This window comes from Amycolatopsis sp. WAC 04182 (assembly GCF_003947465.1).
In the GTDB taxonomy this organism is placed as follows: Bacteria; Actinomycetota; Actinomycetes; order Mycobacteriales; family Pseudonocardiaceae; genus Amycolatopsis.
This window is the reverse complement of sequence record NZ_QHJJ01000007.1, coordinates 86,954-100,888: the sequence shown is the minus strand read 5'-3', so window position 1 is coordinate 100,888 and position 13,935 is coordinate 86,954. Positions and strand designations below refer to the sequence as shown.

6 protein-coding genes are annotated in these 13,935 nt (G+C 70.8%); 1 reads left to right on the top strand and 5 read right to left on the bottom strand.

Annotation, left to right across the window (positions count from 1 at the left end; all coding sequences use genetic code 11):
- Positions 1 to 84: 84 nt before the first annotated feature.
- Positions 85 to 720 carry a TetR/AcrR family transcriptional regulator gene (locus DMH01_RS32670; protein WP_125681625.1) on the top strand — a complete coding sequence of 212 codons (636 nt, stop codon included), beginning with the start codon at positions 85 to 87 and terminating at the stop codon, positions 718 to 720.
- Positions 721 to 1,057: 337 nt separating this feature from the next.
- Here the strand turns inward: DMH01_RS32670 and DMH01_RS32665 are convergent, their stop codons facing one another.
- The 5 genes from DMH01_RS32665 to DMH01_RS32645 form a co-directional block, all read right to left on the bottom strand.
- Positions 1,058 to 2,953: an acyl-CoA dehydrogenase gene (locus DMH01_RS32665; protein ID WP_125681623.1), complete on the bottom strand. Its 1,896-nt coding sequence runs from the start codon at positions 2,951 to 2,953 to the stop codon at positions 1,058 to 1,060.
- A gap of 38 nt (positions 2,954 to 2,991) precedes the next feature.
- A complete protein-coding gene (locus tag DMH01_RS32660; RefSeq protein ID WP_125681621.1) occupies positions 2,992 to 3,969 on the bottom strand; it encodes a beta-ketoacyl-ACP synthase 3 in 978 nt (325 codons plus the stop codon).
- Complete coding sequence (locus tag DMH01_RS32655) at positions 3,966 to 5,222, bottom strand: acyltransferase domain-containing protein (RefSeq protein WP_125681619.1); 1,257 nt, start codon at positions 5,220 to 5,222, stop codon at positions 3,966 to 3,968. Before DMH01_RS32655 ends, DMH01_RS32660 begins: the two co-directional genes overlap by 4 nt.
- The gene (locus DMH01_RS32650) at positions 5,206 to 6,327 is read right to left on the bottom strand and encodes a 3-oxoacyl-ACP synthase III family protein (RefSeq protein WP_199745718.1); all 1,122 of its coding nucleotides are present in this window, start codon (positions 6,325 to 6,327) and stop codon (positions 5,206 to 5,208) included. The genes DMH01_RS32655 and DMH01_RS32650 overlap by 17 nt, the downstream gene beginning before the upstream one ends.
- A gap of 407 nt (positions 6,328 to 6,734) precedes the next feature.
- A complete protein-coding gene (locus DMH01_RS32645) occupies positions 6,735 to 13,736 on the bottom strand; it encodes a type I polyketide synthase (RefSeq protein WP_125681617.1) in 7,002 nt (2,333 codons plus the stop codon).
- Positions 13,737 to 13,935 lie beyond the last annotated feature (199 nt).

The following is a 13,935-nucleotide window of genomic DNA, read 5'->3' as shown; positions in this document are numbered from 1 at the left end:
TTCCCGCGAGTGGCCCCAGGATTATGGGTCAGGTGTATTATGTCAACTGTATTGGAACAGTCCCGGGGCACGAGAGGGTCGGCGATGCCGAAACAGGTGGATCACCACGCACGCCGCGAAGCGATCGCCCGCGCACTGTGGCGGGTGGTGGAGCAGCGCGGCGTCACACAGCTGACGATGCGCGTGGTGGCGCAGGAGGCGGGCATGTCACTCGGGCAGTTGCAGCACTACTTCGCCTCCCGGACCGCCATGCTCTCCTTCGCCATGGATTTCGCGTCCGAGCAGACCTCGGCGCGCGTACACCAGGGGCTCGAAAAACTCGGTGACCGTCCACACCCCCGTGACATGCTGCGACTGACGCTCGCGGAAATGCTCCCCCTGCATCCCGACGCCCGCGCGACCAGCCGGATGAGCGCCGCCTACGTCCTGGAGGCGCTGCACGACGAAGCCGTGCACGAGCACGCGCGCCGCGGCCTCGTCCAAGGGCGGGCGCTCGTCGAGCAGTTGGTCCGCCAGGCGATCACCGACGGGCACATCGACTCCGGCCGCGACCCGGCGACCGAGACCAACCTGCTCCTCGCCCTCACCGGCTTCACCTCCCTGATCGAACTCGACGTGATCAAGCCCCAGGACGCGCTCGCCGCGATCGACCTGCATCTGGACCGGCTGTTCAGGAGAACCTCCGCGTCAGTGACGAGGCAGCCGCTGACGGTTCCTTAAGAGCGCTTCCCCTCGTCGACGCCGACCTCCGAGAATCGGGGTGCCGTACCAGCGCGCGACGGTGTGCACGATCGCGCTCAAGCCGTCGCACACGGATTTCGACGCGGCCTGGACCGAGTCCGGGCGCCAAGGCCTCCTGCGGCGGCACTCCTTGTGAGATACCCGGTGGGAAGCAGGAAAGACCACAGCGTGTGATGCCTCTGAGACGCCACGGATGCCGCAGTCGACCACGACAATGCGACCGATGCCTGCGCCAGCCCGGTCGCGGGCGTCCTCCAGCGGAAGACTTGCGGCCGCCCGGAGCGATCCGCACCGGGCCGGTCGCAGGGCGGTGCGTCTACGCGGACGACTCCGCCCACTCGATGACGGACCGGATGTAGTCGTCGCCGCCCAGGAGCGAATGCGACAAGGGCACCAGATCGCCGAACGCGTCGAGGAGTTCGTCGGTGTGACCGGCCAGTGCGGCGCAGTGCGCGGCGAGGTCCGACTCGATCCCGCGGACCTGGTCGGTGCCGAGCAGATCCTCGCACAGGAACCACGACGCCCGCCGGGACAACTCATCGAGTACGTGGACCGAGCCGAGGTGCCGTGCGGTCGCCGCCTCCGAGGTGTCGGGGAGGGTGTCCAAGGCGGCGATCAGGCTTTCGACGGCCAGCCGTTGGCCGTGGGTCTCGCCGAGTACGCGAAGGTCGGCGGTGTGCGGGTTCCACACCTCGAAGTCGTCCATGCCCCGTGTCTTGGCGTCCTCCACCGCCTCGTGGATGCGGTGGGCGAGGGTGTGTTCCTGGACGGCGAGCAGGTCGCGGAGCAGCCCTGGGTCGCTCACCGTTCGGGTGTGGGTCTCCGGTATCGAGGGGGCCGGGCGTGAGCCCGCTTCGGTGACCAGGGCACGGGCGGCGTCCAGCAGGATCAACAAGTTGTCGCCGCCGCCGGAGTTGAGCATGTGCCCAAGGCCCTGGTAGTCCAGGAAGCGGCTGGCGGTCAATGAGCCCATCACACCGCAGCGCAAACGGCATTCGGCGGTGATCGCCTCGGCCGCCCAGGCCGCCATGACCTTGGTGACGGCCAAGGTGCGGTTCACGTCGGTCCACGGTGTCCAGGTCATCGTCCCGGTCGGCACCGGCGCACCCGGGTCGCCGTTGCGCCACGCCAGGACGAGGTCGGAGCGCACCCTGCGGGCGTCGTTGGCCAGGCATGTGATGGTCAGCGCGGACGCCAGGCAGGAGAACAGGGATCGCTGCTGCGACACGTAGTCGATCAAGGGACGCGCGGTGCCGACCCGCGCCAGCGCGGTGCGCTGGGTGGCCAGGCGCAGGGCGGTGGCCGCGCTGGTGCGGCTGATGGCGGCCAGCGCTCCGGACATGCCGGTCCACACGTTCTGCACCGCGGTCAGGGACCGCGCGATCCGGCTGTCGCCGCTGTGCGGGTCGGTGAACTCGCCGTCGTCGTCGATCACGGCGCCGTCACTGAGCCAGCAGCCGAAGGGCAGACGCACGTGGTCGAAGTCCACCAGGGCGTAGTCGAGCGGCACGACACCGGCGGGCGTAGGCAGCACGCGGACGCCGGGCAGCGGGCCATTCTCGTGCGCCATCGGGACCAGGAACGGGAACGCCCCGCGGCCCCGGCCTCCGACGACCAGGCGGGCATTGATCACCGCGAGCCGGGGCACCCCGCGCAGCCCGACGTTGCCCATGAACTTGCGGGCGGCTGGATTCGGGGTGTGCAGGACGAAGCTCCGGTCGCCGGGGTCGTAGGTCACCGTGGTGTGCACCTGGAGCTGGCTGCTGCCGTACCCCAGTTCGGTGACCAGCAGGTGGCCGGCGGCCTGCACCGCCATCAGTGCGTCCTTTTCCTCCCGCAGTTGCCGCGGGTCCGGGACCAGGTCCTCCAGGAAGGACAGGCACAGGCCGTGATGGATGACCATCGCGACGGACAGCGACGGGTCGACCACGCCGGCGGCGGCCACGAGCTCGAACAGGCGGTGCGGGTCGTGGGCCAGGTTGGGCCGCCCCAGGTGATCGGCGACGTGCCGCATCCGCTGGTAGGTGAGCCGGTAGCCGTCGACTTCGGGGTGCCCGTGGCGGGGCGTGAAGATCTCGTGCCCGAACAGGTCGAGGATCTCCCGCCGGGACTCGGCGGGCAGCGGGCCGGCCAGCAGTCCGGCGAGGGTACCGGCCGCTTCGACGGCTGTCGTGGGAACACTCTCGATCGAGGTGACGGTGCGATCAGACATGGGGTCCTCTCAGTCCTCTGCGACGGGCGCGCCTCGGATCACGGGAGCGTGACCACCTGGGCCGCGTAGCTTGCCCCGGCGCCGAACCCGATGAGCAGGGCCCGGTCGCCGCTTGCCACCTGCTCCTGGTCGAGCAGGGCGTGCATCGCCAGCGGGATCGACGCCGCGCTGGTGTTGCCGGACCGGACGCCGTCCTTGGCGACGACGACCTCCGGCGGCACGCCGAGGACGTCGGCGAGGATGCCGACGACCCGGGCGTTGGCCTGGTGCGGGATGAACGCCCGCAGGTCCGACCAGCCGACCCCAGCCGCGTCCAGCGCCCGCCGGGCGGCAGGGACGACCTCCCGGCGGATCCACTGGGCGAGCCGTTGACCGTCCATCCGCACGTACGGCTGCTCGGCCGTGGGATCGGCGGCGAAGTCGGCCCACGAGGTGGTCATCGTCAGCACGGACGCCTGCGCGCCATCACACCCCCACACCACGGGTCCTACGTCGGCTCCCTCCGATGGGCCCACCACCGCCGCCCCGGCACCGTCGGCGAACAGGAACGCGGTGTTCTTGTCGTGGGAGTCGACCACGTCGGTCATCCGCTCCGCGGCCACCACCAGGACGTGCCGCGCGCTGCCCGAGCGGATGAAGTCCCGGGCGGCGGCCAGCGCGTAGCAGAACCCGGCACAGGCGGCGTTCAGGTCGAACGCCCCACCCTTGGTACCGAGCCGATGGGCGATCACGGGCGCGGCGGCCGGCATCTGCCACAGGTAGGTGAACGTCGCCATGATGACCACGTCGATGTCCGTCGCGGCCAACTGCGCCTTGATCAGCGCATCGGTCGCGGCGACGACGGCCATCGCCTCCACCGTCTCGTCGGACGAGGCGAACCGTCTGCTCGCGAACCCGGACCGGGCCTCGATCCATCCCGGCTCGACGCCGATCGCCTCGCCGACTTCGACATTGCCGACCTCGCGTTTCGGCCGGTACGCGCCGACCCCGAGCAGACGCGCGCCGCGAGCCGTCATGCCCGCTCCACAGCGTTGACGTGGTCGAGCAGGTCACGAGGACCGGAGAAGCCCTGGAAATCCTCGTCGGAGATTTCGATTCCGAAGGACTCCCGCAGCCGGTGGAGCAGTTCGACCCGGGCCAGCGAGTCGAAGTCCAGGTCCTCGAAGGACCGCGTCTTCAGGTCCGTGATCTCCAGGTCGACGGTGCCGCTGCCCCCCAGGCACGCCACCATCACGCCGCGAAGTCCGTCCACGGTCAAGGTGCTCATCATCGCGCTCCTTTCTGCTGAGGATTTGCAGTTCGGGATTGCCTGCCGGGCAGGCTCGTTGGTCATGTCCAGGAACCAGGTCGGATCGCTTCCCAGCAGTGCGACGGCCCGTGCCGCGGGCACCGTGGCGCGGACGGCACGGGTCAGCGTGTCCCCCGCGCCCAGTTCTACGAACAACCGTTGCGGCGCAGCGAGTTCCCGCACCAACGGGGGCAGGTCCACCGGCTTGGTCACGCAGTCGGCCAGCGCCTGACGCAGGTCGTCCTCGGGCGTGTAGCGCCTGCCCGCGACCGGGGAGTACACCGGTACCCGCGGAGGTTGCACGGTCACCGCACGCAGGCCCTCGAAGAACCGTGCCGCGACCCCGCCGAGCCCGGGGTGGTGCGAGGCATAGGGGACGGGCAGCCGTACCACCTTCAGCTCCGGCACCGTGGCCAGGGCCGTCACGGACTCGGACGAACCGCTCACCACGGTCTGCTCAGGGGAATTCACACATGCCAGCACCAGGTCAGGCAGACCGATCCCGGCCAGCAGCTCGCGACACTCACGTTCGCCGACGCCGGGCAACAACGCCATCGCACCCTGCCCGCGCACGGATTCGAAGGCCGAATTCAGCGCGCACACCGCCCTAGCGCCGTCCGCCACGTCCAACGACCCGGCACAGACCAGTGCGGCGATCTCCCCGAAGCTCTGGCCCACGACGGCCACGGGCTCCACACCGGAGGCGACCAACGCCCCGGCGGTCACGACCGAGACCACGTAGCCCGCGATCTGCGGCACACCGAGTCCCATGTGGACAGTCTGGGCCGGGTCCAGCAGGACTTCGCGCAGCGGAGGCGGTTTCCCCGGCCATTCCTCGGCGAGGACCTGCTGCACGACGGCGAGGACGTCGTCCGCCACCGACCGGACCACGTCCGAGGCCCAATAGGGCTCGTGCAGGACCCCGCGCGCGTCGGCGCCCTGGCCGGGGACAAGGAAAACCGGTTCATCTCCCGAGGGCATCGGCCTTCTCCTCCATGCGGTCCCCGTTCCTCGCCGCGCCGTCCCACGTCAGCACGGTGCTGCCCCACGTCAACCCGGCGCCGAACCCGACCACCAGGATCCGGTCCCCGTGACGAAGCCGGCCCCGGCGGTGGGCGGAGGCCAGCGCGTAGGGCAGCCCGCCGGCCCCGATGTTGCCGACCTTGTCGCCCACCACGACCAGGCGATTGACGTCCAACCCCGCCGCTTCACACGCCCAGCGCACAAGTACGGGGTTGGGCTGGTGGGAGATCACCAGGTCCACCTCGTCCCGTGACAACACAGACCGGCCCAGGGCGTCCGCCGCCCCCTTCGGGAAGATGTCCAGGATGAACTCCCGGACCCGCCCGCCGTCCATGTGGATCAAGTGCCCACCGCGTGCCACGGTGTCGGTCGAGCTCGGAGCTCGGCTGCCGCCGGCGGGGATGAGCACGTCGCCCGCCTGCCTGCCGTCGCTGCCCAGGACGATCGGGGCGAACCCGCACCCCTCCTCGACCTGTCCCAGCACGGCTGCCGCCGCACCGTCCCCGAACAGCGACGCGGTCGCCCGGTCGCCTTCGTCGAGGAACCGCGAATAGCACTCCACGCCGACCACGGCGGCATACCGCTCTCCGGTACCGGCGCGCAGCCAGTCGTGCGCCACCCGTGCCCCGAACAACCATCCGGTGCACGCTGCCGAAACGTCGAACGCCACCGCGTTGTGCGCACCGAGCAGCGCCTGCACCCGGCAGGCCGAGGACGGTCCCAGTTCGTCCGGTGTGGACGTCGCCAAAACCAGCAGCCCCAACGCTTCCGGCGCCAGTCCGGCCCCTTCCAGCGCGTTGCGCACCGCCTCGGCAGCCAGGTCCGAACTGGCCTGCTCCGGGCCGGCGACGTGCCTGCACCTGATCCCGGTGCGCTCCGCGATCCACTCCGCGTCCACCCCGGCCTTCGCCGCGACCTGCTCGTTGGTTCGGATCCCGGTGGGCACGTACGAACCGGTGCCCAAGATTCCGATCGGGCCGGTATCCATCGTCACCTCCATGAAGTTCGCGATCGTCAAAATGCCCGCGTCAGCGAAGGAGTCGACCATCCTGGTGTCGGACACCCTGGTATCCAAAGCGGAGGTCGATGCTCGACGGGCATCACAATGCCGCGGATCTTGCTATCTGGGCTGTGCCCTTGCCGCTTCGAAAGCCAGACTAAGCCGACGCCGACGCCCGGTGAATCCAACGTTCCGCGGGGCGGAACTCGGCTCGCTTCACCATCCTCTGCAGGATGGGTTCACGATCGAATCACCGCGAGACGCGCGGCATCGGAGCGGGAGGCCTTCGCCGAACACCCAACTCGTTTACCTGTCCGCACGGTCTTCAGCTTCGGACGGCGATATCCCCTCAGTCCATTGTGGCCGGTGTCGACCGGTTCTGCGCCGAACTCCGCGTGTGGCCGGACATGCGCACCGGCAAGCCGGCCAAAGCGATCGCCATCCGGCGAGCGCACCGAATTCGTTTCCGGTCACGGGTCGGCACGAACGGTGGACGGCAGGAGCTGTCCCTCCTGACTCAGTGACCGGGGCGTTCGCATGTTCACGTCCGGGAGGTCGAGCCAGTCCCGGATTGATCGGACAGTCTCGGCGGCGTGTTCTTCGAGCATCGACAGGTGGGTGCCGGACACCTCCCACACCTCGAGCCGACCCGACCAGAGTTCGTGGAGGCGACTGTCGTGTGGGTGCAGGAACAGCACCGGCACCTCCGACCGCGTGTCCCCCTCCGCGTCGAGCAGTAACTCGTACCTGCGGAGTGCGGTTAACGCGGCCAGGCTCACCGTGGCCGACGCCTGCACCAAGCGGTCAATGACCGTCCTGGCCACGCGCTCCGGCAGCGTGCTCGGAGTCGCGGCGTCGAGCAGGACCAGTCCCCGTACTTCCCTGCCCCGGCGACGGAGGGCTTCGGCGAGGTGGCAGGCGGGCAGGCCTCCTGACGAGTGCCCGAGCAGGCACATCTCGCCATCGGGCACGGAGTTCGCCCACGCCTCGGCCAGCTCGTCCAGGCTGCGCGGCACGGGCTCGCCCTCGACGGAGCCGGGCAACCGGGTCGTCCACACCTCGCACGAGCCTTCAAGCCCGTCCGCCAACGTGGCGTAGGGCGACACGGCGTCGGAGGCGATGATCGGCGGCACGCAGAGCAACCGGAGGGGTGCCGGAGCCGTGGTGAGCCGGTGCCACGTCGGCCTCGGCAGATCACCGGCGGCCCTGTCTCGTGCGGCTTCGTCGAGCATGAGGCGTGCCCGCCGTGCGTCGCCGTCACGCCAGATGGTCAGGACATCGGTCACGAACGATTGGGCTGCATCCGTCCCGTCATCGCCGTCGTCCACCGAGCCGTCGACCATCGAGCCGTCGAGCAGGGTGTCGACGTGCCGGGCAAGCGCGACCGGAGTGGGGTGGTCGAGCAAGGCCGTGGCGGCGAGTGTGGTGCCGGTCGCGGCGGCGACCCTCGTGCGGAGTTCGACGGTGGACAGCGAGTCGAAGCCCGCACGTCGGAAAAGCTGGTCGTGCGGAACGTCCTCGGGACCCGGGTGGCCGAGGACCGCCGCGGCGTGCCTGCGCACCAGGCTGGTGATGGCGTCGAGCCGCTGACCCGCCGGACGGGCCAGCAGCGCCGCGCGTTCTCCGTCCCCGGCTTCCCTGTCGGAACCGGCCGGGCGGTGAGGAAGGTCGGCGAACAGATCGGACGACTGGTCGTCGAGCACGCCCAGCGCGGTGACGGCCACGCTCGGCCGGCCCAGTTCCAGAGCGGTGTCGAAGGCGCTCAGGGCCTGCGAGGTGGGTACGGGAAGGAATCCCTGCCTAGCGGCACGAGCCCGGTCCGCGCGGCCCATCCGCGCGGTCAGCGCGCTGTCCTCCTGCCAGTACCCCCAGGCGACGGAGACCGCCGGCAAGCCGAGCCGGCACCGGTGGTGGGCCAGTGCGTCGAGGTAGGCGTTGGCCGCGGAGTAAGCGGCCTGACCAGGCGAGCCGACCAGGCCGATCACGCTGGAGTAGAGGACGAACGCCCGCAGGTCCAGGTCCGAGGTGAGGTCGTGCAGGTTGACCGCCGAGTCCACTTTGGACCGCAGCACCGTGTCCAGCCGTTCGGGTGTCAGGTCGGCGACCAAGCCGTCGTCCAGGATCCCGGCAGCGTGCACGACGGCGGTCAACGGGTGCCCCTCGGGGACGCCGGCGAGGACGGTCGCCAGCGCGTCCCGGTCGGCGACGTCGCAGGCCGTCACCGTGACCGAGGCGCCGATGGCGGCCAGCCGCTTCCGCAACCGCGTCGCGCCAGGCGCCTGTTCGCCGTGCCGGCTCACCAGCAGCAAGTGGCGCACGCGGTGCGCGGTGGCGAGGTGGACGGCCAGCAGCCCGCCGAGGGTGCCGGTACCCCCGGTGATCAGGACCGTGCCCTCGGGGTCGAGTTCGCAAGGGGGCGTGAGCACGGCCTTGCCCGTGGTGTGCCCCTGGCCGAGCCGGCGCAGCACCTGGCGCGCCTGTCGGACACCCCACCGCCGCACGGGCGACGGCCGGACCGTCCCGTCCTCGAACATCGGCAGGAGCGCGTCGAACGCCCTCCGGAACGTTCCCGCCGGCTCTTCGACCAGGTTGAAGGCATGATAGGTGGCGCCGGGGTACCGGGCAGCCACCTCCTCCGGGTCGCGGACGTCCCGTAAGCCCAGCTCTAGGTAGCGACCTCCTGGCCGCAGCAGCCGCAGCGACGCGTCCACGAACTCCCCGGTGAGGCTGCCCAAGACGACGTCGAACCCGGTCCCACCGGTGGCATCGAGCAGACGGGGCTCGAAGGACGGTGACCGCGAATCGGCGATATGCCCCGGTGGCACGCCCAGGTCCACGACCGTCGGGTGCTTCGCCGTGCCGGCGGTCGCGTAGACGTCCGCACCCCATGCCCGGAGGAGCTGGACCGCCGCCGTGCCGACCCCGCCTGCCGCGGCGTGCACGAGGACCTTCTCCCCCGGTCGCACGCGGCCGAGGACGTGCAGCGCGTGATAGGCGGTCACGAACGGGATGGTGATACCGGCGGCTTGGGCAGAGTTCCACCCGCGTGGCATCGGGAACACGTGCTCATGGTCGAGGTCCGCCATCGATGCGAAGCCACCGCCGTCCCCGGCGAAAGCCACCACCCGGTCGCCGGCCCGCGGTGCGGCGACCCCGGGGCCGGTCGCCACGACGGTGCCCGCCACCTCCCAGCCGATCCGGTCGCTTTCGATCAGTCCGAGACAGATCATGGTGTCCCGGAAGTTCACGCCGGTCGCCTCGACCCTCAGCCGGACCCGGCCTTCCCCGACCGGTATGCGCAGGTCCTGCGCGACGTCGGCGGAGACGTCCTCGAACGTTCCAGACGACCCGGGCGCCAGCCGCCACGGCGTGTCACCTGCCGGCAGTTCCAGCGCCTCGTCACTTGAGCGGACCAGACGAGGTACCAGGCACCTGCCGTCGCGCACCGCGGCGTCCGGCCCACCCGCGGACGCGGCGGCGGCGAGAACGGCGAGATCCGGCACGTCGTCGTCCAGGTCGACCACCCGCACCCGGTCGGTGTATTCCTTGTGCACAGAACGGAGCAGCCCCGCGCAGGCCGCACCGGACACGTCGTCGACGGGCTCGCCGAACGCGGTGCTCTGCGCGCGACGGGTGAGCAGCACGAGCCGGGATCGCCCCAGCCGGGCCTCGGCCAGGAATGCCTGCGTGTCGGCGAGCACGCGGTGCAGCCGTTCGCGGAGTCGCCCGGTTTCCGTGCCCTGGTCGGCGCGCGGACGCTCCCGGCAGTCCAGCACTACCACGTCGGGCATCGGGCCGGCTGCCGGCAACGTGGCGATCAGCTTCGCCATGCTGTCGTGGTTCGCGTCCACCGGCAGGTCGTCACAGCGGCTCACTGCAGTCCATCGGCCCGGCGGCGGGGTGGCTGGTTCGACGGCGCGCCACGCGGTGTCGAACGTGATGGCGTCCCCTGCCGTGCGGGTGGCGCGCAGCGCGCGGGCGGTCGTGGGACGCAGCCGGAGCCCCCGGATGTCGACCACAGGCTTGTCGGACGCGTCGGTGGCGCGCAGGTCCACCCGATCGGAGTCGCCGGTGATGACCGCGCGCAACGTCGTCGCGCCCCGGCTGTGCACCGTGACGGAGTCGATCGCGCATGGCAACAGGATCCGTCGGCCGTCCCCATCGAGAGGTACGCCGTGCAGGGCCGCGTCCAGCAGCGCCGGATGGACGCTGAAGCCCTGGTCCGTCGGCCGCGGGTCGACCGCCGCCTCGAGGTGGGAAATCCGCCCATCCGTCCGCCAAGCGGCCGTCATGTTGCGGAACGCCGCCCCATACAGGTACCCCTTCCCGGCCAACTCCCGGTACCGCTCCTCTGCATCGACTGGGACAGCGTCGGCCGGCGGCCACTCGACGGCGTACACCGGCTCGGCGTCGTCGGACTCGGTGACGACGGCGTCCGCGTGGTGTATCCACGAAGCGCCTGGCAGGCGAGCACGCGAGTACAACCTGACCGGGCGACGGCTGTTGTCCCCTGGTGGATCCGTATGCACCTGAATGTCCGCGCCGCTCTCGGTCAGCGCGAGCGGCGAGTGCAAGACCACGTCCTCCAGGCGACCGGCACCGGTGCCCGCGATGCCGTGCAGCATGAGTTCCAGCATCCCGGTCGCCGGCAGCATCGCCGAGCCGAACACGGAGTGGTCGGCCAGCCACGGCTGAGCGGTCGACGACAGGTGGCCGGTCCGCACCGTGACGCCGCCGGGCAGATCGGTCGACACGGCGAGCCACGGGTGCCGCACTTCCCGCACGCCCGCCGACGACAAGTCGCGCGACCGCGACATGCCCGGGATCCAGTAGCGGTTGTGGTCGAACGAGTAGGTCGGCAGGTCGACCTCGACCGCGTCCGGGTACTGCCGGGACCAGTCCACCTCGATCCCGGCCACGTGCGCGCCGGCCAGCACGCCGGCGAACCCGCCGCGCCCGCGCCGCAACGTCGGAACGGCGAGTGCGTCGACCCCCAGGTCGGCCGCGATGTCCCGCACCGAGCCCGCCAGGACCGGGTGCGGTGAGACTTCGACGAACCGCCGGTAACCCTGCCCCATCGCCCGGCGCACGGCCTGTTCGAACAGGACCGGCTGGCGGATTCCCCGGTACCAGTGGTCCGCGTCCAGGACGGCGCCGCCCACACCGCGTCCGGTCAGGGTGGAGAACATCGGGATGACCGGCGCGGTCGGCCGCAGTCCCGCGAGCAGCACCGGGAATTCGTCGCGGACCGCCTCCATGTGGAAGCAGTGGGAGGCGTAGTCGACCGGTACCTTCCTGCACCAGATGCCCTCGGCCTCGCAGTGCCGCAGCAGTTCGTCGACGGCCGCGGTGTCCCCGGCGGCCGTGGTGGCGGCAGGACCGTTGACGGCGGCCACGTCGAGCCTGCCGCGCCAGCGGTCGATCAGCGCCCTGGCCCGCTCCTCGGACAGCCCCAGCGCCGCCATCGCGCCGTCCCGGGTGACCTTCCGGAGCGCTCGGCAACGCCCCACCACAACCTGAGCGGCTTCCGGCAGGGTCAATGCGCCGGCGACGTACGCGGCGGCGATCTCGCCCTGGCTGTGCCCGATCACCGCAGCGGGTCGCACGCCGTGCGACCGCCACAGCTCGGCCAGGGACACATACATCGCGAACAGCGCGGGCTGGACCACCTCCGATTCTTCCAGCGATGGCGTGCCACTGACGCCGCGCACCACGTCCACCACGTCGAAGTCGAGCCATTGCCCCAGGGCATGGGAACAGCGGCGCAACGCCTCGGCGAACACCGGGGACTCGTCCCACAGGGCGGCACCCATACCCGCCCACTGCGGGCCTTGCCCGGGGAAGACGAACACCGGCTGCGCCGAGAAGTCCGCCCGCGCCCGAGCGCCTGCCTCCTCGGACAGCGTCCCGGTGTCGGCAAGTGTGTCCAACCCGGCCAGAAGGGCCTCGACGGTCGCACCCACCACGACGGCGCGTTCGGGCAACGAAGCGCGGGTGGTCGCCAGGGACCAGCCGATGTCCCCGGGATCGGCGTCGGGGCGGTCACGCACCCAGCCGGCCATCGCCGCGGCCTGCCCGCGCAGCGACGGCACCGAGGCCGCGGACAACGGCCACAGCTTCGGCCCGGACCTGTTCGCAGCCGGGCGGACGCGGCGAGGGGGTGGCTCGGGCGGCTCTTCCAGCAGCACGTGCGCGTTCGTCCCGCTGATCCCGTAGGCCAGCACACCCGCGCGGCGCACCCGGTCGCCGCGCGGCCAATCCCGCGCCTCCCGCAGTAGCCGCACATTTCCCGTCGACCAGTCCACTTCCGGCGTCGGATTGGCCACGTGCAGCGTGGCGGGCATCCGTTCGCCGGCGAACGCCATGACGATCTTGGCCACCCCGGCGAGACCCGCCGCCTCCTGGGTGTGCCCGAGGTTGGACTTGACCGACCCCAGCCACACCGGCGACGCGGGATCCCTTGTCCCGTAGGCCGCCTGGATCGACTGGGCCTCGATCGGGTCGCCGACCCTGGTCCCGGTGCCGTGCGCCTCCACCAGGTCGACCTGGTCCGGCCGCAGTGCGGCGTCGGCGAGCGCGTCCGCGATCAACGCCCGCTGAGCCGCACCGGACGGCACAGTCAGCCCCGCCCCGGTACCGTCGTGGTTGACGGCGGTCCCGCGCACCACGGCCCACACCGGCCGCCCGGTCTCCAGCGCCCGGTCCAGCGGCATCAGCACCACCGCCACGACGCCTTCCCCCGGAGTGAACCCGTCGGCTTCGGCGGCGAACGGCTTGCACCGGCCGTCACTGGTCAACGCCCCCGCACGGCCGAACTCCACCAACAAGTCCGGTGTGGACAACACGCACACCGCCGCGGCGATCGCCATGTCGCACTCGCCCGTCCTCAGCGCCCGCACCGCCAGGTGCAACGCCACCAGACCCGACGAGCACGCGGTGTCCGCCGACAACGCGGGACCGCTCAGGTTCAGCAGATACGAAAGCCGACCGGACGCCACGCTCATCGCGTCTCCGGTCAACAGGTCGGCTTCCGCGCCACTCCCCGCCTGCGGCGGCGTGCCCACGGAGTGGTAGTTGGAATGACGGAGCCCGACGTAGACTCCGGTGCGCGTCCCGCTCAGGGAATCAGCGGGGATGCGCGCGCGTTCGATGGCCCGCCACGTGCTCTCCAACAGCAGGCGTTGTTGCGGATCCATCAGCGTCGCCTCCCGCGGGCTCACGCGGAAGAGCCCGGCGTCGAAGGTGCTCACGTCGGCGAAGAAACTCCCTTGCCGCACAACGGTTTCACCTGTGGCCTTCGCATTCGGGTCGCACAGCCACGCGAGATCCCATCCCCGATCAGTGGGCAACGATGTGGAAAAGTGGCGTCCCGAGTCGAGCAACCGCCAGTAATCCTCAGGAGTTTCCACCCCGCCAGGGAAACGGCAGTCCATGCCGACGATCGCGATCGGCTGGTGTCGTTGATCGGTCACGGTTCACCCTTCTTCGTACTCGCTGGGAAGACGGCTTCGAGAGCAGTGCGAACCCGCGGCGGCGCACCATGCGACCGACCGTAGCGAGGGTTGGACAGCGTGGACATCGGCCGTTCCGTGCGGCGGAACCGGCGGTCGACATCACCGCGCCCGGCTGCGACCGTGGCACGACCTTCGTCTGCACCTTTGCAAGGATTCA